Here is a 20,864-nt window from a genome sequence, read left to right as displayed (position 1 = left end):
GCCCCACCAACACCCGCCGCACCCACCGAGCTCGAGCCCGACCGCCCCGTCGTCGACCTCGCCTTCGCACGCCTCCTCGCCCAGCACCCACCCTTCGAGTACCGCAACCACGCCGCCTAGCCTCGCGCGCGTGGCAGGCATCACCCGGCGTCGGCGTGCACGGCGTCCGCCAAGCACCTAACGTCGGCAGACATGTCCGCGGCAGCGATCAACGTCAGCACCGCGCCCGTAGGCGACGCGCGCGTGCTCGCTGGGCGCTATCGGCTCGACGGAGTCCTCGGGCGGGGTGGGATGGCCACCGTCCATCGAGCGCACGATCTCGTGCTCGAACGCGACGTCGCCATCAAGCTGTTCCCGTCGGTCGCCGACGACGCCGACCTGCTGCTACGCCACTCCGCCGAGGTGCGGGTGCTCGCGACGCTGAGCCACCCGGGCCTGGTCGCCCTCTACGACGCGGGCTCCGTCCGCGATGGCGACGGGGGCCAAGAGGTCTACATCGTGATGGAGCTGGTCGACGGCCCCACGCTCGCGGAGCACCGCGGCACGGAGCCGATGAGTGCCGCAGCCGTGAGCGACATCGGCCGGCAGATCGCCGAGGCCCTCGCCGACGTGCACGAGCAGCAGATCGTCCATCGTGACATCAAGCCCGGGAACATCCTGACGACGGCGGATGGTCCGGAGCTGGTCGTCAAGGTCGCCGACTTCGGGATCGCGCGGATCGCCGACGACACGCGTCTGACGATGACGGGCACCATGCTCGGCACCGTGCACTACCTCAGCCCCGAGCAGGTGACCGGCGGCCCCCTCGGACCGCCCACGGACATCTACTCGCTCGGTCTCGTCCTGATCGAGTGCCTCTCCGGTCGAGCGGTGTTCACGGGCACCTTCGCGGAGTCGGCCGCCGCCCGGTTGACGTCGCTCCCGACGATCCCGGAGGGCCTGGCACCAGGCCTCGCGCGACTGCTGTCCCAGATGACCGCTCGCGACCCCGAGGAGCGGCCCACGGCTGCTGATGTCGCCGCCGAGCTGGACCGACTGGGGACGGACGCCCCACCGGCCGCAGACACCGAGCTCTTGTCGCTCCCGCAGACCCGGGTCGCGCCCGCCGTCCGCGAGGGACGATCAGCCGCACGGCCGCGACCCGGGCATCGCAGCTGGGTGCTCGCGGGTTGCGCGACGTTGCTCCTGGTCGGTGGGACCGTCGCGGCCCTCCAGGTCGGAGGAGACGACCCGTCGCCTCGACCGACCCCGAGCTACCCGGTGGTCCAGGGCGACCTGGGCAGCGCACTGACGACGCTGCAGCGGAGCGTGACACCGTGAGGCGCCGAGCAAGGATCGTCGGCGTCATTGGTCTGGTGCTCGCCGTCGGCGCGTGCGGCAGCCAGACCGACCTCGCCGAGGATCGCGCGCACACGCTCCAGGTGGACGTGCTGGCCGTCTCCACGGCGGCGGCGGCCAAGAAGTGGGACGCGGTCGAGTCCGCCCTCACGGCCGCGCGCAAGCAGCTCGACGCGGGACTCGATGCCGGCGAGATCTCGACCTCGAGGTACCACGAGATCGACGCCGCCCTCGACCGCGTGGCCGCTGAGGTCGCCGCGGCGGAGGACCGAGCCGCGGCAGCAGCCGTGGCCAAGGCGAAGTCGGAGGCAGCCGCAAAGGTCAAGGCGACGGCCACGGCGTCGCCGTCCGCCGACTCGACATCGGTCCCCACCGCGAAGGCACCCTCAGCGCCGAAGGCCGGCAACAAGGGCAAGGGCGCCGACAACGGCAAGGGTCCCGGCTCGAAGCACCCGCCGCACCCGAAGAAGGACAAGTAGGCGCCCCGGCTACCTCGCCCGCGCGGGGTTAGTGTCGAAGAATGACGCACCCTGACGTGGCAACCCTCGGCCAGCTGCGGGCCTCCGGCCACCAGCAGGTCCCGGTCCGCACCGAGATCCGCGACAACCTCCTGGCCGCACTCCGCGAAGGACGCGATCCCTGGCCCGGGATCCACGGCTTCGGGTCGACCGTGATCCCGCAGCTCGAGCGCGCGCTCCTCGCCGGCCACGACATCGTGCTCCTCGGCGAGCGCGGCCAGGGCAAGACCCGCGTGCTGCGCACGCTGGTCGGCCTGCTCGACGAGTGGTCGCCGGTGATCGACGGCTCGGAGATCGGTGAGCACCCCTACGAGCCGATCACGGCCGCGAGCATCCGCCGCGCGAACGAGCTCGGCGATGACCTGCCCGTCGTCTGGCGGCACCGCGAGGAGCGCTACGTCGAGAAGCTCGCGACGCCGGACACGAGCGTCGCGGACCTCATCGGCGACGTCGACCCGATGAAGGTGGCCGAGGGCCGTGCGCTCGGCGACCCGGAGACGATCCACTTCGGCCTGATCCCCCGCAGCCACCGCGGCATCGTCGCGCTCAACGAGCTGCCCGACCTCGCCGAACGCATCCAGGTCTCGCTGCTCAACGTGATGGAGGAGCGAGACATCCAGATCCGCGGCTACGTGCTGCGGCTGCCGCTGGACGTCCTCGTCGTCGCGAGTGCCAACCCGGAGGACTACACCAACCGCGGCCGGATCATCACGCCGCTCAAGGACCGGTTCGGCGCCGAGATCCGCACGCACTACCCGATCGAGCTGCCCGACGAGGTCGCCGTGGTCCGCCAGGAGGCGGCGCTGGTCGCCGACGTGCCCGACCACCTCGTCGAGATCCTCGCGCGCTTCACCCGGGCGCTGCGCGAGTCCAGCGCCGTCGACCAGCGCAGCGGCGTCAGCGCCCGGTTCAGCATCGCGGGGGCGGAGACGGTCGCCGCGGCCGCGCTGCACCGCGCCGCGCGGCAGGGCGAGCCGCAGGCCGTGGGCCGGCCGGTCGACCTCGAGGCCGCCGTCGACGTGCTCGCGGGAAAGGTCGAGTTCGAGGCCGGCGAGGACGGCCGCGAGAACGAGATCCTCGACCACCTGCTGCGCGTGGCCACGGCCGAGACCGTGCGCGCGCACCTGGGCGGCCTCGACCTCGGCCTGCTCGTCGACGCGATCCAGGGCGGTGCGATGGTGAGCACGGGCGAGCAGGTCGCCGCGTGCGACGTCCTGGCCGCCCTGCCGTCGCTGGGCGAGTCCGAGCTGTACGACGAGATCGCGGCACGGCTCGGCGCCACCGACGAGGGGCAGCGGGCCAGCGCGATCGAGCTCGCCCTCGAGGGCCTCTACCTGTCCCGCCGGCTGAGCAAGGAGACCGGCGACGGCGAGACGATCTATGGCTAGGGCCAACCGCCGGCTCAGCAGCCGGGCGCGGTACACGGCGTACGTCGACGGGCCGGACCCGCTCGCCCCGCCGCTGGACCTCACCGAGGCGCTGGCCGCGATCGGCGAGGACGTCATGGCCGGCTCGTCCGCGGAGGCCGCGCTGCGCGAGTACCTGCGCCGAGGCGGCGCCGACCGACCGGGCCTCGACGAGCTCGCGAGACGGGTGGCCGAGCGTCGGCGCGAGCTCACCAGCCGCAACAACCTCGACGGCACGCTGCGCGAGATCCGCGAGCTCCTCGACCGCGCGGTCCTCGCCGAGCGCAAGCAGCTCGCACGCGACGTCGACATGGACGAGGGCGACCGCGCCCTGGCCCAGATGCAGCTCGACAACCTCCCGGCGTCGCCTGCCGCCGCGGTCGGCGAGCTCGACGACTACGCCTGGCGCAGCGCCGAGGCGCGCGGCGAGTTCGAGAAGATCAAGGACCTGCTGGGCCGCGAGATGCTCGACCAGCACTTCGCCGGGATGAAGCAGGCCCTGGCGGATGCGACAGACGAGGACCGGGCGGCGCTCCGGGAGATGCTGGCCGACCTCAACGCGCTGCTCGACGCCCACCGACGTGGCGAGGACACCGCGCAGCAGTTCGCCGACTTCATGGCGCAGCACGGCGACTACTTCCCGGACCAGCCCACCACCGTCGAGGAGCTGCTGGACTCGCTCGCGCAGCGGGCCGCCGCGGCCCAGCGGATGCGCAACTCGATGACCGCGGAGCAGCGCCGCGAGCTGGACACGCTCGCGCAGGAGGCGTTCGGGTCGCCCGACCTGATGGACGCGCTCGCGCAGATGGACGAGAACCTGCGCGCGCTGCGTCCGGGCGAGGACTGGTCCGGCACGCAGCGGATGGACGGCGAGAACGGCCTCGGGCTCGGCGACGGCACCGGCGTGTTGCAGGACCTGGCCGATCTCGACGAGCTCGCCGACCAGCTCGCGCAGTCGTACCAGGGCTCGCAGCTCGACGACGTGGACCTCGACAAGCTCGCGCGCCAGCTCGGCGCCGACGCCGTCGTCGACGCCCGCACCCTGCAGCGGCTCGAGCGCGAGCTCAGGCGCTCGGGCGCGCTGCGTCGCAGCGACGACGGCCGGCTCGCCCTGACGCCCCAGGCGATGCGCCAGCTCGGCAAGGAGATCCTGCGCGCGGTCGCGGAGACGATCTCGGGCAGGCCGGGCGGCCACGAGGTACGCCGAGCCGGCGCGGCCGGCGAGCTCTCGGGCGCCACCCGGGCGTGGGAGTTCGGGGACACCGAGCCGTGGGACGTCACGCGCACCCTCACGAACGCGCTCGTGCGCACCGGCGGGAGCGGCGGACCCGTCCGCATCGAGGTGGGTGACGTCGAGGTGCAGGAGACCGAGGCCCGCACGCGCGCGTGCGTGGCGCTCCTCGTCGACACGTCCTTCTCGATGGCCATGGAGGGGCGCTGGGTGCCGATGAAGCGCACGACGCTCGCGCTGCACACGCTCGTCACGAGCCGCTTCCGCGACGACGACCTGCAGCTCATCGGCTTCGGGCGCACGGCGTCGGTGATGCAGATCGAGGAGCTCGTCGGCCTCGATGCCCGATGGGAGAAGGGCACCAACCTGCACCACGCGCTGCTCCTGGCGAACCGGCACTTCCGCAAGCATCCGGACGCCCAGCCCGTCCTCCTGATCGTCACCGACGGTGAGCCGACCTCCCATCTCGAGGCCGATGGCGAGGTCTTCTTCGACTACCCGCCGCACCCGGCCACGATCGCGGTCGCGGTGCGCGAGCTGGACGCCTCGACGCGCCTCGGCGCGCGGACCACGTTCTTCCGCCTCGGCGACGACCCCGGCCTCGCGCGGTTCGTCGACGGCATGGCCCGCCGGGTCGGCGGGTCGGTCGTGGCGCCGGAGGCCGACGACCTGAGCGCGGCCGTCGTGGGCTCCTACCTCGACTCGCGCCGCAACGGGGCGTTCGGCGGCTGGGGTCGCGACGACGACCCCTTCGGCTAGAACAGGGGCCAGGGCACGGCCGGCATGTCGCTCTCGTGCGCCGGGAACCGGGCCGTGCGGATGAGTCGCGCGCACCGCGCTGCCAGCGCCGTGACCTCGTCGTCGGTCAGCAGGTCCGCCAGGAGGCGGCCGAGGTCTTGGTCCAGGCCCGCGCGCACGCGAGCGATCCCGGCCAGCTCCTCGTCGTCCAGCGGCTCGCCCAGCCATCCCCACAGCACGGTGCGCAGCTTCGGCTCGACGTGGAAGGCGACGCCGTGGTCGATGCCGAGCCGCCGGCCGTCGGCGAGCGGCAGGACGTGGCCGCCCTTGCGGTCGGCGTTGTTGATCACCGCGTCGAGCACCGCGATCCGGCGCAGCGCGGCGGAGTCCTCGTGCCCGAGCGTCACCGGCTGCTCGTCGCCGTCGACGCCCTGGAACACCGCGCGCCAGCCCTCGGTCGGCACCGCGCTGGTCGGGACCACGTCGACCGGGTCCTGGCTCGGGTCCTCGTCCTGCCACAGCTGCACCATGCCGAGGCCCAGCGGACCGTCACGCAGCCACGTACGCGGGACGATGCCCCAGCCGGTCGACTCCGAGACGAGGTAGGCGGCCACCTCGCGGGCGGCCAGGGTCCCGTCCGGGAAGTCCCAGAGGGGCTTCTCCCCCGCGACCGGCTTGTAGACGACGTCGATCGCGCCGATCGTGGCGCGGAACGTCGCGTTGGACGCGACGCGGATGCGCCCGACGACCTCGAGCTCCCCCGACTCGAGGTCTGCGTGCGCAGCGGTCACGGAACGTCCGGCGCGGCGCACACGTGCTGGTCGTCGTCGACGGGGGCGCCGCACAGGGGGCCGGCCGGCCTTCCGGAGCGGACGACCGCCCGCGTGCGCGCGACGAACGCCCGAGCGGTGCCGACGGGCATCCGGATCCGCAGCAGCTCCGCGGGCTCGGCCTCCTCGTCGTCCTCCTCGAGCCCCTCGTCGACGACCGGGTACGCCTCGACGACGACCTGCGCAGTGCGCGGGTCCCAGGTCAGCCGCATCGAGCCGGTCCGGAACTCCTGCTCGACGGGCTGATCCAGCGGTTCGTCGTCGACGAGCTCGGCGGGTGCCTCGGCGGGGATGCTGTAGCGGTTCTCGGGCTCGGCCATCAGCTCGTCGAGCAGCCGGTCGATCGTCTCGGCCAGCACGGCCGACTGCTCCTTCTCGAGCGCGACGCTCGCGGTGCGGCTACCGGCGCGCGCCTGCAGGTAGAAGGCGCGCGCCCCGGGGCGGCCGACCGTGCCGACGACGACGCGGTCCGGCCAGTCGAACTCGTGGACGAGAGTGGGCATGGCTCCACTCTACGAGCGCTCGCGCCGCTCGTCAGGAGGGGTGCGGCTCCGCTCCTGCTCCCCCGCCGACGGGCGCGTCGTCGACCGGAGCGGCCGCTCGCAGCCACGAAAGGTCGCCGGACACCGTGTTGGTGGCGACGACCTCCGGCCGATGCGTGCCGTACCGGACGATCGAGACCGATGCCGGCCCCACGGCGATGCGCTGGAACAGGTCCAGGTGCATGCCGAGCGCGTCCGCGAGCACCGACTTGATGATGTCCCCGTGCGCGACGGCCGCCCACACGGCACCCGCCCCGTGCCGCTCGAGCACCGCGGTGTCGTGCCGTCGGATCGCCTCGACGCTCCTGGCCTGCATCGCCGCGAGCGACTCGCCCCCCGGAAACGCCGCCGCCGACGGCTGCCGCTGCACGACCTCCCACAGCGGCTCGCGCGCGAGGTCCCGCAGGGCCAGACCCTGCCACTGCCCGTAGTCGCACTCGGTGATGCCGCGTTCGACGCTGGTGCCGGGGTCGCCCTCCTGCTGCGAGACCAGGATCCGGGCAGTCTGCCGGCACCGCTCCAGTGGACTGGTGACGACGGCGACGAGCGGGATCCCCGCCATGCGCTCCGCGGCCTGGGTCGCCTGCCGCCGGCCGACGTCGTCCAGCCGGACCCCCGGCAGGCGGCCGGCGAGGATTCCCTGGGCGTTCGCGGTGGTGCGGCCGTGGCGGACGAGCAGGACCGTGGGCATACCGGGAGCCTAGGGCGCGCGGCTCTGGGGCGGGTGCCTCTTGACCCCAGGGACGGCCGCGTCCAGGCTCGCAGGCATGGCGAATCTCGAAGCAGACTGGCGCGTGGTCGACGGCTCGCTGGCCGCGTGGTTCGACGCTCCCTCGCTCAGCGCGGGGAGCGAGCTGGCAGGGCGGGCCCTCGAGCTCGAGCCCGAGGCCCTCGTCGACCTGCGCGCGAACGGCCTGCGGCTGCGCCTCGCCTCGACCGACCTCGCCGACGCCACGTCGTCGGCCGCTCGCGAGCTCGGCCTGACGGCGAACCCCTCCGCACTGCAGGACCTCAGCATCGTCCTCGAGTCCCCGGACCCGACGGCCGTGGCGCCCTTCTGGCAGCGCGCGCTCGCGTACGCACCCGGCGATGACGGCGGCCTGATCGATCCGCTGCGGCGGGACTTCCCCGTGCGGGTCCGACGCGCGGACGAATCTCGACCGCTGCGCAACCGTTTCCACCTCGACGTGGTGCGCCCCTCGGCTGAGGTCGACAAGGCGGATCTCGGCGAGCCGTACGGCCCGTTCGGGGTCTGCCACGCCGACCCCGACGGCAACGAGGTCGACCTCGTGCCCGGCGACGTGCTCGACGAGTCCGCCGCGGACTGGCAGGCCGTCTTCAGCGCAGTGGCCTGCTACCGGACCACGTCGACGACGCAGCAGCGCGACCTGGCCGCCGCGGCCGCGTCGCTCGCCGACGCCATGGGCTTCCCGCTGCTGATCGACCTGCGGCCGGGGCTCGTGATCCTCGACAGCGGCAAGGACCAGTCGGATGCCGACGCCCACGGCCTCGCGATCGACTTCCCCGCGCTGGCTGGCGCCATCCAGGGCGCCGCCCGGGACCTCGGGGCCGTCGCGGATCCTGCGCTGCCGCGATGCACGCAGGTCGTCCTCGACGCCGCCGACATCCCTGCTGTCCGCGCGTTTTGGCTCGCCGCGCTCGGTTACGTGCCCGATCGGCGCGAGGACCTCACCGACATCATCGACCCGCGGCGGCTCAACCCGGTGATGATGTTCCAGGACTTCGACGTCTCGGACACGGACCGGGCGCGACAGCGCAACCGCACCCACGTGGAGCTCGCGGTGCCGACGGACGTGGCGCAGGGGCGCGTCGCGGCGGCCCTCGCAGCGGGTGGCCGGCTGGTGGACGAGTCGGCGGGTCGATGGCGGATCGACGACTCGGAGGGCAACGAGCTGGTGGTCGTCTCGGGGCCGTGACGGGCTAGGTGTGAGCGAACCGGGTCTGCGGAACCCTCACTCCGTGCTTCGCCGTCGGTCGCGCCAGTACATCCGCGTGAACATCGTGGCGAACACCGCCGCACCAGCCGCACCACACCACAGGAACGCCATGCAGCCATAGCCGGCGAGCGAGGTGGGCGGCTCGACCTGGGTCAGGATCCAGGCGAACACGATCGTCCCGGTCCAGAAGACGACCGGCGACAGGAGGGGCGTCGGCTGCCCCTTCGGATCGGCCTCCCATCGGGCGGCGGCATCGGGCGACACAACTCGCCAGATCGCGACTGGCACGCTCAATGCCGCCATCGCGCCCGCGAATCCGAGAACCCATCCGAGAGCGCCGAGCAGCCCGCCGTCCGGCAGCCACGCGGCAGCTCCGAGGAGCGCGGCTGACGCCCCGACGACGAGGCCGAGCCGTGCCAGTAGCGCGCGCCGGTCAGAATTCATGCGCAGATCATAGGTGCACGGACTGCGAGAAGGGGCCGCTCCTGGTTCCCCAGAAACGGCCCCTCACCTGCAACTACATCGGTCGGGCTGACAGGATTTGAACCTGCGACCCCTTGACCCCCAGTCAAGTGCGCTACCAAGCTGCGCCACAGCCCGAATGACCCCCGCAGGAGCCTCGAAGAGCCTACCTCACCCGAGGCAGTGGCTCGTGCGCCCTCACTCCTCGCGCGCGCGGCGCAGCACGTCGAGCTCGGCGGCGAGCAGACCGAGCACCAGGAGGTCGATGACCAGGCCGATCGCGGCACCCCACTCGTCGAGCCGGAACAGGAACACCTGGGTCACGAGCAGGGAGACGAGCACCGCGCGACGGAACCAGCGGAACCCCCGCTCGCGCTCGCCAGCTCCGAGCACCAGACCGCCGATGCACAGGGCGACCGTGAGCGCCGCGCCGACGAGGACCCCGCCGAGGACGAAGCCCGAGGCGCTCTCGTGCTGGAACACCCGCCACACCGCCCCGGCGGTTGTTGCGAGCAGCACGACGACGGCGAGGGCCGGCACCCATCGCGCGCGCACGATCCGGTGCGTCACCCGGACGACGAGGTCGGCGACCGCTGTCGTCGGGTCGGGCAGCTCGCTGCGGTCGTCGGTCACCGCGTCGAGGAGCGCCGCGACCTCGTCGCGTCCGCGGGCGTCGCCCGCATGTTCCAGCATGGCGTGGGCGTGGCGGCGGGCCCGGGGGCTGAATCCCCCGGCGACGCCCGCGACGGCTGCGTCAGCGGCGGCCGCGAGGTACTCCTGCTGGGTCGGCGGCCGTCGGCCGTGCAGCGCCTCGGAGACCAGCGCCAGCGCGACGATCACCAGGTACACGAGCGAGGCCGTAGGCGCGTAGAAGTAGTCGTAGTCCGAGGTGACGAACTTGCCGATCTCGTCGACGAAGAGACCGAACCCCACGCCGCCCACCACGGCCGCGAACGGACGCGTGACGGGGCCGAGGAACGAGAACACCAGCACGAACGCCAACGCCATGAGCAGGCCGCCCCACAGCACGTGCGACAGGTGCAGGTGCTGGCCGCCCACCTGCGGGTAGCCGGTCGCCGCAAGCAGCGCACGCACCGCCATGACCGTGACGATCGCGCTGACCAGGAAGCCGGTCAGGTAGCGCGACGCCGCCGGGTCGCGGGGCAGCCCGAGCCTGAGCAGCGCGCGGCGGCCGCGGTTCACCGCCGGCGCTTCTCCCGCACCCGCACCGAGATGGAGATGGGCGTGCCCTCGAAGCCGAAGGTCTCGCGCAGGCGACGCTCGATGTACCGGCGGTAGCCGGGGTCGAGGAAGCCCGTGGTGAAGATCACGAAGCGCGGCGGGCGCGTGGACGCCTGCGTCGCGAACAGGATGCGGGGCTGCTTGCCGCCGCGCACGGGGTGCGGGTGAGCCGCGACGAGCTCGCCGAGGAACGCGTTGAGGCGACCCGTCGAGATGCGCGTGTCCCACGACTCGAGCGAGCGCTCGAGCGCGGGCACGAGGCGGTCGGTGTGCCAGCCGGTGCGGGCCGAGACGTTGACGCGCGGCGCCCACTGCACCTGCACGAGGTCCTGCTCGATCTCGCGCTCGAGGAACGGGCGGCGGTCCTCGTCCATGAGGTCCCACTTGTTGTACGCGATGACCAGGGCCCGCCCGGCCTCGACGACCTGGGAGATCACGCGGGTGTCCTGCTCGGTCATCTTCACCGACGCATCGACGAGGACGACGGCCACCTCGGCCTTCTCGATCGCGGCCTGCGTGCGCAGCGAGGCGTAGAAGTCGGCGCCCGACGTCTGGTGCACGCGGCGCCGGATGCCGGCGGTGTCGACGAAGATCCAGGGCTTGCCCTTGAGCTCGACGAGCTCGTCCACCGGGTCGCGCGTGGTGCCGGCGACCTCGTGGACGACGACGCGCTCGGCGCCGACGACCTTGTTGAGCAGCGAGGACTTGCCGACGTTCGGGCGGCCGACGAGGGCCACGCGGCGCGGGCCGTCGGGACGCAGCACGCCGTGCTCGGAGATCTCCGGCAGCGCGTCGAGGACCGCGTCCAGCAGGTCGCCGGTGCCGCGGCCGTGCAGCGCGGAGACGGGGTACGGCTCGCCGAGCCCGAGCGACCACAGGGCGAAGGCGTCCGCCTCGCCGGCGGGCCCGTCGACCTTGTTGGCGCAGAGCACGACCGGCTTGCCGGCCTTGCGCAGCAGGCGCACGACCTGCTCGTCGGTGTTCGTGGTGCCGACCGTGGCGTCGACGACGAAGAGCACGGCGTCGGCCAGGCCGATGGCCACCTCCGCCTGCTCGGCGACGCGCGCCTCGATGCCGGCGACGTCGACCTCCCAGCCGCCCGTGTCGACGAGCGTGAAGTGCGTGCCCGACCACTCGGCGGGGTAGCTCACGCGGTCGCGCGTGACGCCCGGCTTGTCCTCGACGACGGCCTCGCGGCGGCCGAGGATGCGGTTGACGAGGGTCGACTTGCCGACGTTCGGGCGGCCGATGACGGCCAGCACGGGCAGGGCGCGGGCGGCGGCCTCGAGGCGTGCACCGCCGTCGACGCCGTCGAGCAGCGCCAGGTCGTCGTCGGCGAGCTCGTATTCCGCCAGGCCGGCGCGCAGAGCCCGCTCGCGGTCGGCGTCGCTGGCCTCGTCGGGCAGCGTCAGGGCAGGGTCGATCTCGGTCATGGGGTCATTGTCCCCTGTCACGCCACCGAAAGACGACCCGGACCTCAGCCGCGCCGCTCCCGGAGGGGGTCGTCGGTGGGCAGCGAGAGCCCCGTGCGGGCCGATGCGTGCGTGACGAGGTCCGCCAGGGCGGTCCGGATGGCATCGTTCGCTGTGACCAGCGCCTCCCTGCCCGTCACCGTCGCGGTGCGCTCGACGACGATCGGGGCCCCGAACTCGACCACCAGGCGCCGCCTCAGGCCGGGCAGCCGGTTGACCGACTCCCCCGTCCTGCGCGTGCCGAGCACGGCCACCGGGACGACCGGCGCGTGGCCGTTGAGCGCGAGCCAGGCGATGCCCGCCCGGGCGTTGGTCGCGTCGCCGCGACCCCGGTTGCCCTCGGGGAAGATCCCGACCACGTCACCGCGGCGCAGCACCCCGAGCGCCGACGAGAGCGCCGAGCGACCCCCGTCGCGGTCGACCGAGATCTGCCCCGCCGCCCGCAGCACCCAGCCGATCGGCCCGACGAACATCTCCTCCTTGACCAGCACGTGCGCCGGCCGCGGCGCGACGCCCAGGAGGATCGGCCCGTCGACGATGCCGGTGTGGTTGGCCGCGAGCAGCACGGGACCGGACGTCGGCACGTGGTGGGTGCCGACGACCGACGTGTTCCACACGACGCGCGCCAGGAAACGCCCGATCCAGCGCGACCAGCGCGGACCGGACGCCGACGGGACCGCCCCGCTGCTCATCGAGCAGCGACGACGTCGAGCACCGCCTGCACGGTCTGGTCGAAGTCGAGGTCGGACGAGTCGACCGTGACGACGCCGTCCGCAGCGACGTGGAACTGCACGACCGTCGAGTCGTCGGCGTCACGGCGCAGCACCTGGTCGCGCGTGGCCTCGACCGAGGCGGCGTCCGCGTCGCCGTGCACCTCGAGCGAGCGCCGCGCCAGGCGCGCCTCCTCCGAGGCGGTGAGCAGCACGCGGACGTCGGCGTCGGGCGCGACGACGGTCGTGATGTCGCGGCCCTCGGCCACGATGCCGCGGCCCTGCGAGAACGAGTCGGCGTGGCCCGCCTCCTCGATCGCGGCACGTTGCAGGCGGCCGAGCTCGGCGCGCACGTCGAGGTTGGTCGCGACCGCGCTCACCGACGCCGAGATCGACGTCTCGCGGATCGCCTCGCCGATGTCGGTGCCGCCGACGGTCACGGTGGGCGCGGCCGGGTCGACGCCCATGACCAGGGGCATCGCGCGCACGGCGTCCGCCACGGCAGTCGCGTCCGTGAGCTCGATGCCCGAGTGCAGGCACCACCAGGTGGCGGCGCGGTACATCGCGCCGGTGTCCAGGTAGGACAGGCCGAGCGACCGGGCGACCGCCTTGGAGACGCTCGACTTGCCCGAGCCCGAGGGCCCGTCGATCGCGATGACGAGGGGGGACGTGCTCAACTCACCAGTCTCCATCCGCGGGCTGTCAGCTCCGCCTCGAGGTGTGCGGCGCTGCCCGGCAGCACCGAGATCTGCGCCATGCCGACCGGGCGGCCGGCGGCGTGCTCGAGGTGCAGGTCCTCGAGGTTGACGCCCGCCTCGCCGACCTCCGTGAGGAGGCGGGCGAGTTCGCCGGGCGCGTCAGGGACGAGGACTGTCACGAGCGCGTAGCTGCGCTGCGCACCGCCGTGCTTGCCGGGGATCCGCGCGACGCCCGTGTTGCCGTCGGCGACCGCCTGCGCGATCGTCGCGAGCGCACCGGGGGCGACCGTCTCCGGGCCGGTGGCCGCGGCGGCGAGAGCGAGCGCGTCGATGACGCCGTCGAGGTCCGACCGTACGGCGACCAGGACGTCGCGCACGGCGCCGGCGTTGGCCGCGAGGATCGAGGTCCACAGCGCGGGGTCGGAGGCGGCGATCCGCGTGACGTCTCGCAGCCCCTGCCCCGCGAGCCCGAGCGCGACGTCGTCGGCCCCGGCCAGCCGCGCGGCCGCGAGCGACGCGACCACCTGCGGGACGTGCGAGACCAGCGCGACGGCCTCGTCGTGCGCGCCAGCGTCGAGCGTGACCGGGACGGCGCCCAGGTCGACCGCGAGCGAGCGCACCGCGAGCACGGCGTCGGGCCGGGTGACCTCGGTGGACGCGAGCACCCACGGCCGGCCGAGGAACAGGTCGGGGACCGCTGCCGACGGGCCCGAGCGCTCGCGCCCTGCCATCGGGTGCGAGCCCACGTACCGGGTCAGGTCCGCGCCCGACGCGCGCAGCTCGTCGAGGACGTAGCCCTTGACGCTCGCGAGGTCGGTGACGACGGCGCCCGGGTGGGCCGCGAGCTCCGCGGCGACCACGTCGGCCGTGACGTCGGGCGGTGCGGCGACGACGACGAGCGCGGGCTCCTCGTCGTCGGGCGCGGCCGGACGCCCGGCGCCGACGTCCCGCGCGAGCGCGAGCGCCGTGCGGGAGGGGTCGGCGAGCACGACGTCGACGCCGAGCGCGCGCAGCGCGAGCCCGACGGACGCGCCCAGCAGGCCGGTCCCGACGACGCGGACCGGGCCGGTGGTGCCTGCGCTCACATCCCCGCCTGGGTCATGAGCGAGCCGACCTCCGTCTTCGAGAGCACGCGCGTGCGGCCGGGCTTGAGGTCGCCGAGGCGGATCGGGCCGATGCTCGTGCGCACGAGGGCGGTCACCGGGAAGCCGACCTCCTCGAACAGGCGCCGGACGATGCGGTTGCGGCCCTCGTGCAGGCTGACCTCGACGAGGCTCGCCTGCGGGGTCACCTGCACGATGTTGAACTTGTCGACCTTGACGGGCCCGTCCTCGAGCTCGATGCCGCGCAGCAGCCGACCCCCGAGCGACGGCGGCACGCGGCCGTCGAGGTGGGCGAGGTAGGTCTTGGTGATGCCGTGCGACGGGTGCGACAGACGGTTGGCCAGCTCGCCGTCGTTGGTCAGCAGGATGATGCCCTCGGTCTCCGCATCGAGGCGGCCGACGTGGAACAGCCGCTCCTCGCGGTTCGCGACGAACTGCGCGATCGTCGGGCGGCCCTCCGGGTCGTGCATCGTCGAGACGACGCCCTTGGGCTTGTTCAGCGCGATCGTGATGATCGTGGTGTCGAGCTGCACGCGCATGCCGTCGACGTGGATGACCGCCTTGCTCGGGTCCACGCGGATGCCGAGCTCACGCACCGGCTGGCCGTCGACCGTCACGCGGCCCGAGGCGATGAGGTCCTCGCACGCGCGGCGCGAGCCGAGGCCCGCGGTCGCGAGAACCTTCTGCAGGCGGACGCCGTCGGGGTCGTGCACGTCGATCGTCGGCTCGGGTGCGGGCTTCGGGCGCGCGGGCCGGTTCGGCGCGGAGCGCGGGGCACCGGAGCGGCCTCCCGCAGGGCGCCCGGTCGGCTTGCCCCCGCGGCTCGGCTTCCCGCCGCTTCGTCGGTCCTGCGGGCTCATCTGAACTCCTCGATCGTCTGGTCCATACCCTCGAGCACGTCGATGTCCGGCAGGTAGGGCGCGAGCGGCGGCAGCTGGTCCAGGCTGGACAGGCCCATCCGCTCAAGAAAGTATCCCGTGGTCTCGTACAGCAGCGCGCCACTGGTCGGGTCGGTGCCGGTCTCGGCCACCAACCCGCGGGCTGTGAGCGTGCGCACGACGCCGTCCACGTTGACGCCGCGGACCGCCGAGACCTGCCCGCGGGTCACGGGTTGACGGTAGGCGATCACGGCCAGCGTCTCCAGGGCGGCCTGCGTCAGCCGCGCGCTCTGGCCGTCCAGGACGAAGCGCCCGACGACGTCCGCGTAGACCGGCGCCGAGTAGATCCGCCAGCCGTCGCCGACCTGCCGCAGCTCGAACCCGCGCGCGCGGCCGCCGCGCTCGCCGCGGTAGTCGGCCGCGAGCTCGGCCAGCAGGTCGGCGACCCGGTCGGTCGGCAGCGCCAGCACGGACGCGAGGCGGATCGCGGGGATGGGCTCGTCGGCGACCATCAGGACGGCCTCGAGCGCGGCGAGTGCGCCGCCGGGGAGGTCGTCGACGTCGAAGGCCAGCTCGTCCGCGGGCGTGGGAGCTGCGGGCTCGTCGATCGGGGTCTCGTCCTGCTCGCTCACGCGTCGCTCTCCTTGTCCTCGGCAGTCGTGTCCAGCTGGTCGAAGTCGTCGGACACCTCGACCTCGCCGTCCTCGGCGCCCGTCCAGCGCACGTTCAGCTCGCCCAGGGGCGTAACCTGGTCGAACGCGACCGCGCCCTCGCGGAACAGCTCGAGCAGCGCGAGGAACCGCGCGACCACGACGATCGTCGACCCGGCGTCCGCGACGAGCGCCCGGAACGACGTCGCGCCCTGGTGCCGGAGCCGGTCGACGAGGACCGCCGCCTGCTCACGGACGCTGACGGGCGGCGCGTGCAGGTGGCTGAGGTCGACGCCGGGCGGCGCGGCCTTGGGGGCGACCGCCTTGGCGGCCAGCGCGGCGAGCTGGTCGGGACCGATCTGGAACACGAGCTCGGGCAGCAGCGCGGCCAGGTGCGGCTCGAGCTGCACGATGCGCGGGAATCGCCGCCCCTCGGTCGCGAACTTCTCGGCGAGGTCGGCCGCCACCTCCTTGTACGCGCGGTACTGCAGCAGCCGGGCGAACAGCAGGTCACGCGCCTCAAGCAGCTCGAGGTCCTCGGCGTCCTCGACGTCGGCCGACGGCAGTAGCCGGGCGGCCTTGAGGTCGAGCAACGTCGCGGCCACGACGAGGAACTCCGAGGCACGGCTCAGGTCCCAGTCCTTGCCCGACTCGCGGATGTACCCGATGAACTCGTCGGTCACGCGCGCGAGCGCGACCTCGGTGATGTCGAGCTTGTGCTTGGCGATGAGGCCGAGCAGCAGGTCGAACGGTCCGCTGAAGTTGTCGAGGTGGACCTCGAAGCCCGCGGACCCGCTGGGCGCCGGTGCCGCGGGAGCGTCAGGCGGCGTCGCCACGGGCGACGAGCTCACGGGCCAGCTGCCGGTAGGCGATCGCGCCGGCGTGCGCGGGTGCGTACGTGGTGATCGGCTCGGCGGCGACCGTCGCGTCGGGGAACTTCACGGTCCGCCCGATGACGGTGTGCAGCAGCGTGTCGCCGAACGCCTCGTGCACGCGCGCGACGACCTCGCGGGCGTGCAGCGTCCGGGGGTCGTACATGGTGGCGAGGATGCCGTCGACCTCGAGACGCGGGTTGAGCCGGTCGCGCACCTTCTCGATCGTCTCGACGAGCAGCGCCACGCCGCGCAGCGCGAAGAACTCGCACGCGAGCGGGATGAGCACGCCGTGCGCGGCCGTCAGCGCGTTGACGGTGAGCAGGCCGAGCGAGGGCTGGCAGTCCACGAGGACCACGTCGTAGTCGTCGAGCACCGGACGCAGCACGCGGGCCAGGACGGACTCGCGGGCAACCTCACCGACGAGCTGCACCTCCGCGGCCGACAGGTCGATGTTCGCCGGCAGCAGGTCCAGGCCGGGCGTCGCCGTCGGCCGGATGAGCTCGTGGATGGACGCGTCGCGCTCCATGAGCAGGTTGTAGATCGTGCGGTCGAGCTCGTGCGGGCTGATGCCCAGGCCGACCGACGCCGCACCCTGGGGGTCGAAGTCGACGACGAGCACGCGCCGGCCGTACTCGGCCAGCGCGGCGGCCAGGTTGATGGTGGTCGTCGTCTTGCCGACGCCACCCTTCTGGTTGCACATCGCGATGACCCGGGCGGGGCCGTGCGAGGCCAGCGGAGCCGGGTCGGGAAACACCGGCAGGGGCCGTCCGACGGCGTCGAGGTCCTGGGTCGATAGCTGGCTCACCACGCCGCACACCTTACCGGCGTGTCGAGCCCTGGATCAGAGGGCGCGCGGGTGCGCCTGCGCGTAGACCTCGCGCAGGCTGTCCACGGTCACGAGCGTGTAGATCTGGGTGGTCGTGACCGAGGCGTGCCCGAGCAGCTCCTGGACCACGCGGACGTCCGCGCCGCCCGCGAGCAGGTGCGTCGCGAACGAGTGCCGCAGGGTGTGCGGCGAGACGTGCTCGGCCCCGTCGATCCCCGAGCGCAGCGCCGCGGTCCGCAGCACGGCCCACGCGCTCTGCCTGCTCAGCACCGCGCCGCGCGTGTTGAGGAACACCGACGCGGTCCCCCGCCCGCCCGCCGACAGCGCGGGCCTGCCCCGCACCAGGTACGCCTCGACCGCCTCGCGGGCGAAGGAGCCGACCGGCACGACGCGCTCCTTGCGGCCCTTGCCGAACAGCCGCACCGAGGCGCGCTCGGGATCGAGGTCGAGGTCGTCGACCGCGAGCCCGACCGCCTCGGAGATGCGCGCACCCGTGCCGTAGACGAGCTCGAGGAGCGCGCGGTCGCGCAGGGGCACGGGACCGTCGCCGAGGCCCGCAGCGTCGAGGATGCGCGTCACGTCCTGGACCGAGATCGCCTTGGGCAGCCGCTTGGGCTGGGCCGGCGGCCGGACGGCGCGAGCCGCGTCGTCGGTCGTCGCGCCGTCGAGCACGAGGAACCGGTGCCAGCCGCGCACGGCCACGACGCACCGCGCCGCGGACGCCGCCGAGAGCGGCGTGCGGCCGTCCGTGCCGGTGCGGACCGCGACGACGAACGCCTCGACGTCCTGCTCCCCCACCTGGTCGGCGGCGGTGACCCCGCGGTTGGCGAGGAAGGCCAGGTAGCGGCCGAGGTCGCGGCGGTAGGCGGACAGCGTGTTGGGCGACAGGCCCCGCTCGACCGTGAGGTGGGCCAGGTAGGTGTCGAGCGCCGGCCTCAGCGGGCCGTCGTCGGCCGGGTCCACGGACATGCCCAGGTCAGACCTCCGTCAGAGCGGCAGGAAGACGTCCACCGACAGCGCGACGGACAGCAGCGTCAGGTAGGTGATCGAGGCGTGGAAGACGCTCATCGCGCGCAGCTTGCCGCGGCTGGGGTCCTCGGCGCGGCGCAGCAGGCCGATGCACGTCCACAGGAACCAGCCGCCGAGGCCGATCGACAGGACGCCGTACACCCAGGTCATGCCCTGCACGGGCCAGATGAGCACCGAGCACGCGATCATCGCGAGCGTGTACGCGATCATCTCGCGCGCGACCTTGGTGTCCTTCGCGACGACAGGCAGCATCGGCACGCCCGCCGCGGCGTAGTCGTTGCGGAACTTCATCGACAGCGGCCAGTAGTGCGGCGGCGTCCAGAAGAAGATGACCCCGAACAGCAGCACCGCGGTCCACGAGAGCCCACCGGTCACCGCGGACCAGCCGATCAGCACCGGCATGCAGCCGGCCGCGCCGCCCCAGACGATGTTCTGCGGCGTGCGCCGCTTGAGGATCATCGTGTAGCCGACGACGTAGATGAGGATGGCCGCGGCCGTCAGCCAGGCCGACGCGGGGTTGACCACGAGGTAGAGCCAGGCGAGCGAGCCGACGCCGAGCGCGAGACCGAACACCAGCGCGGCCCGCGGGGTGACCTCACCCGTGACGATCGGCCGCCGCTTGGTGCGGTTCATGATCTTGTCGATGTCGCGGTCGATGTAGCAGTTCAGGACGTTGGCCGAACCGGCCGCTGCCGCGCCGCCGACGAGCGTCGCGAGCACGAGCCACAGGCTCGGCAGCCCGCCGGCCGCCAGGATCATCGTCGGCACCGTCGTGACGAGCAGCAGCTCGATCACGCGGGGCTTCGTCAGGGCGATGTACGGCCCGACCACCGAGCGCACCCCACGACGTGCAGGTCCGGCCGCCGTCGTCGGCGCGGCCGACGCTCCGGCGTCGTCGACTGACAAGGGGCTGGTGAGGCGCACGCGCAGCTGATCCGTTCGTCGTCCGGCCGGTTGGTCCGGCGCATGACAGAGGTGGGGGGAATGTCGCGCTGCCATGCTACGGCCTGCACCCGCCGGGAGGCTCGCAGGTGGCCCGGCTCGGGCCGGTTCGGCACTGTGACGTCGGTCGCTCCCCCTGGAGGTGGTCACGCCCGGCGGAGGTGTGCAGGTGCGCTATAGGCTCGACGAGCACGGTCCGACGACGCCTCCACGCATCTGGTGCGCGAAGGTGCCGGACCTGCCCGGCGCCCCTCACGGGCGCCCGATCACGTCCGACACGACACCCGGCCGACGGTGCGGGTGGGAATGAGGTGCGGTGAACGCGAAGGCTCCCCTGGCGCAGACCGTCGGCTGGACTGACCTTGACGTCCGGGCGGTCGACACCGTCCGGATCCTGGCGGCGGATGCGGTGGAGAAGGTCGGCAACGGCCACCCCGGCACCGCCATCAGCCTGGCTCCCGTGGCCTACCTGCTCTACCAGAACGTGCTCCGTCACGACCCGACCGACCCCCACTGGCTCGGCCGCGACCGCTTCGTGCTCTCCGCCGGCCACTCGGCGCTCACGCAGTACATCCAGCTCTACCTGGGCGGCTTCGGGCTCGAGCTCGACGACCTCAAGGCGTTGCGCACATGGGGCTCCAAGACCCCCGGGCACCCCGAGTACAAGCACACCGAGGGCGTGGAGATCACGACCGGCCCGCTCGGCCAGGGCTTGGCCTCGGCCGTCGGCTTCGCGATGGCGCAGCGACGCGAGCGCAGCCTGCTCGACCCCGACGCGGCGCCCGGCACGAGCCCGTTCGACCACCACACGTTCGTGATCTGCTCCGACGGCGACCTGCAGGAGGGCGTCACCAGCGAGGCCTCCTCGGTGGCCGGCACGCAGGAGCTCGGCGACCTCATCGTGCTGTGGGACGACAACCACATCTCGATCGAGGGCGACACCGAGATCGCGTTCACCGAGGACGTGCTCGCGCGCTACGAGGCGTACGGCTGGCACGTGCAGTTCGTCGACTGGACCGCCGGTGGCGAGTACCGCGAGGACGTCGACGCCCTGAATGCCGCGATCGAGGCCGCCAAGGCCGTCACGGACAAGCCGTCGTTCATCGGCATCCGCACGCTCATCGCCTGGCCGACCCCGACCAAGACCAACGAGCACTCGGCGCACGGCTCCAAGCTCGGCACCGCGGCCATCACCGGCCTCAAGGAGCTGCTCGGCTTCGACCCGGACCAGACGTTCGAGGTCGGCCCCGACGTCCTGGCGCACACCCGCTCGCTCGCGTCCCGCGCGGCAGCAGACCGCCTCGCGTGGCAGGAGAAGTTCGACGCCTGGCGCGCCGCGAACCCGGACAAGGGCGAGCTGCTCGACCGCCTCGTCGCGCACGAGCTGCCCGAGGGCTGGGAGGCCACGCTGCCGGT

Annotated in this window: 20 protein-coding genes, 1 tRNA gene and 1 pseudogene; 6 read left to right on the top strand and 16 right to left on the bottom strand. The window is 73.2% G+C overall.

Features of this window, described 5'->3' with window-relative positions:
* The first annotated feature begins 192 nt into the window (after nucleotides 1-192).
* From D1825_RS07465 to D1825_RS07450, 4 genes are read left to right on the top strand one after another with little or no spacing between them, the layout of a single operon-like run.
* Entirely contained in the window at nucleotides 193-1,320 is a 1,128-nt protein-coding gene (locus D1825_RS07465; protein ID WP_118766809.1) for a serine/threonine-protein kinase, read from the top strand.
* On the top strand, nucleotides 1,317-1,817 hold the full coding sequence (locus D1825_RS07460; RefSeq protein WP_138067520.1) for a hypothetical protein: 501 nt from the start codon (nucleotides 1,317-1,319) through the stop codon (nucleotides 1,815-1,817). The genes D1825_RS07465 and D1825_RS07460 overlap by 4 nt, the downstream gene beginning before the upstream one ends.
* Nucleotides 1,818-1,858: 41 nt before the next feature.
* Nucleotides 1,859-3,244, top strand: coding sequence for a sigma 54-interacting transcriptional regulator (locus D1825_RS07455; RefSeq protein WP_118766807.1), 1,386 nt, complete (start codon nucleotides 1,859-1,861; stop codon nucleotides 3,242-3,244).
* On the top strand, nucleotides 3,237-5,252 hold the full coding sequence (locus D1825_RS07450; protein WP_118766806.1) for a vWA domain-containing protein: 2,016 nt from the start codon (nucleotides 3,237-3,239) through the stop codon (nucleotides 5,250-5,252). Before D1825_RS07455 ends, D1825_RS07450 begins: the two co-directional genes overlap by 8 nt.
* On the opposite strand, the gene D1825_RS07445 is transcribed toward D1825_RS07450, so the two are convergent.
* Genes D1825_RS07445 through D1825_RS07435 form a run of 3 tightly spaced genes read right to left on the bottom strand, consistent with a single transcriptional unit; the run spans nucleotide 5,249 to nucleotide 7,294 of the window.
* Nucleotides 5,249-6,022, bottom strand: a complete 774-nt coding sequence (locus D1825_RS07445; RefSeq protein ID WP_118766810.1) for an SCO1664 family protein — start codon at nucleotides 6,020-6,022, stop codon at nucleotides 5,249-5,251. The genes D1825_RS07450 and D1825_RS07445 overlap by 4 nt on opposite strands.
* Entirely contained in the window at nucleotides 6,019-6,564 is a 546-nt protein-coding gene (locus D1825_RS07440) for a DUF3090 domain-containing protein (protein WP_118766805.1), read from the bottom strand. Before D1825_RS07440 ends, D1825_RS07445 begins: the two co-directional genes overlap by 4 nt.
* A gap of 31 nt (nucleotides 6,565-6,595) precedes the next feature.
* Entirely contained in the window at nucleotides 6,596-7,294 is a 699-nt protein-coding gene (locus tag D1825_RS07435; protein ID WP_118766804.1) for an MSMEG_4193 family putative phosphomutase, read from the bottom strand.
* A 76-nt stretch (nucleotides 7,295-7,370) separates the two neighbouring features.
* On the opposite strand from D1825_RS07435, the gene D1825_RS07430 reads away from it, so the two are divergent.
* Nucleotides 7,371-8,540, top strand: a complete 1,170-nt coding sequence (locus tag D1825_RS07430) for a VOC family protein (protein WP_118766803.1) — start codon at nucleotides 7,371-7,373, stop codon at nucleotides 8,538-8,540.
* Between the two features lie 36 nt (nucleotides 8,541-8,576).
* Here D1825_RS07430 and D1825_RS07425 read toward each other — a convergent pair whose 3' ends face one another.
* The 13 genes from D1825_RS07425 to D1825_RS07365 all read right to left on the bottom strand — a co-directional run bounded on the left by D1825_RS07425 (nucleotide 8,577) and on the right by D1825_RS07365 (nucleotide 19,430).
* Nucleotides 8,577-9,005 carry a hypothetical protein gene (locus tag D1825_RS07425; RefSeq protein WP_118766802.1) on the bottom strand — a complete coding sequence of 143 codons (429 nt, stop codon included), beginning with the start codon at nucleotides 9,003-9,005 and terminating at the stop codon, nucleotides 8,577-8,579.
* An 82-nt stretch (nucleotides 9,006-9,087) separates the two neighbouring features.
* Nucleotides 9,088-9,161, bottom strand: a tRNA-Pro gene (locus D1825_RS07420).
* 60 nt (nucleotides 9,162-9,221) lie between these two features.
* Complete coding sequence (locus tag D1825_RS07415; protein WP_118766801.1) at nucleotides 9,222-10,226, bottom strand: hypothetical protein; 1,005 nt, start codon at nucleotides 10,224-10,226, stop codon at nucleotides 9,222-9,224.
* The gene (gene der, locus D1825_RS07410; RefSeq protein ID WP_118766800.1) at nucleotides 10,223-11,698 is read right to left on the bottom strand and encodes a ribosome biogenesis GTPase Der; all 1,476 of its coding nucleotides are present in this window, start codon (nucleotides 11,696-11,698) and stop codon (nucleotides 10,223-10,225) included. The genes D1825_RS07415 and der overlap by 4 nt, the downstream gene beginning before the upstream one ends.
* 44 nt (nucleotides 11,699-11,742) lie before the next feature.
* Nucleotides 11,743-12,429 carry a lysophospholipid acyltransferase family protein gene (locus D1825_RS07405; protein ID WP_118766799.1) on the bottom strand — a complete coding sequence of 229 codons (687 nt, stop codon included), beginning with the start codon at nucleotides 12,427-12,429 and terminating at the stop codon, nucleotides 11,743-11,745.
* On the bottom strand, nucleotides 12,426-13,139 hold the full coding sequence (gene cmk, locus D1825_RS07400; RefSeq protein ID WP_118766798.1) for a (d)CMP kinase: 714 nt from the start codon (nucleotides 13,137-13,139) through the stop codon (nucleotides 12,426-12,428). The genes D1825_RS07405 and cmk overlap by 4 nt, the downstream gene beginning before the upstream one ends.
* The gene (locus D1825_RS07395) at nucleotides 13,121-14,230 is read right to left on the bottom strand and encodes a prephenate dehydrogenase (protein ID WP_118766797.1); all 1,110 of its coding nucleotides are present in this window, start codon (nucleotides 14,228-14,230) and stop codon (nucleotides 13,121-13,123) included. The genes cmk and D1825_RS07395 overlap by 19 nt, the downstream gene beginning before the upstream one ends.
* Nucleotides 14,227-15,108, bottom strand: coding sequence for a pseudouridine synthase (locus tag D1825_RS07390; protein ID WP_118766796.1), 882 nt, complete (start codon nucleotides 15,106-15,108; stop codon nucleotides 14,227-14,229). The genes D1825_RS07395 and D1825_RS07390 overlap by 4 nt, the downstream gene beginning before the upstream one ends.
* A complete protein-coding gene (gene scpB / locus D1825_RS07385) occupies nucleotides 15,105-15,758 on the bottom strand; it encodes an SMC-Scp complex subunit ScpB (protein ID WP_118766795.1) in 654 nt (217 codons plus the stop codon). Before scpB ends, D1825_RS07390 begins: the two co-directional genes overlap by 4 nt.
* Nucleotides 15,755-16,612, bottom strand: coding sequence for a segregation and condensation protein A (locus D1825_RS07380; RefSeq protein WP_199721534.1), 858 nt, complete (start codon nucleotides 16,610-16,612; stop codon nucleotides 15,755-15,757). Before D1825_RS07380 ends, scpB begins: the two co-directional genes overlap by 4 nt.
* Entirely contained in the window at nucleotides 16,596-17,459 is an 864-nt protein-coding gene (locus D1825_RS07375) for a ParA family protein (protein ID WP_118766793.1), read from the bottom strand. Before D1825_RS07375 ends, D1825_RS07380 begins: the two co-directional genes overlap by 17 nt.
* Before the next feature lie 33 nt (nucleotides 17,460-17,492).
* On the bottom strand, nucleotides 17,493-18,446 hold the full coding sequence (locus D1825_RS07370; RefSeq protein WP_118766792.1) for a site-specific tyrosine recombinase XerD: 954 nt from the start codon (nucleotides 18,444-18,446) through the stop codon (nucleotides 17,493-17,495).
* Between the two features lie 18 nt (nucleotides 18,447-18,464).
* Nucleotides 18,465-19,430, bottom strand: a complete 966-nt coding sequence (locus D1825_RS07365; RefSeq protein ID WP_233549699.1) for a heme o synthase — start codon at nucleotides 19,428-19,430, stop codon at nucleotides 18,465-18,467.
* Between the two features lie 334 nt (nucleotides 19,431-19,764).
* On the opposite strand from D1825_RS07365, the pseudogene D1825_RS07360 reads away from it, so the two are divergent.
* Nucleotides 19,765-20,864: pseudogene (locus D1825_RS07360) on the top strand (transketolase); the annotation flags it as partial.

It is taken from the genome of Cellulomonas rhizosphaerae, assembly GCF_003470205.1.
Classification (GTDB): domain Bacteria; phylum Actinomycetota; class Actinomycetes; order Actinomycetales; family Cellulomonadaceae; genus Cellulomonas; species Cellulomonas rhizosphaerae.
The sequence above is the reverse complement of the archived record's forward strand: the minus strand, read 5'-3'. Positions and strand labels throughout refer to the sequence as shown.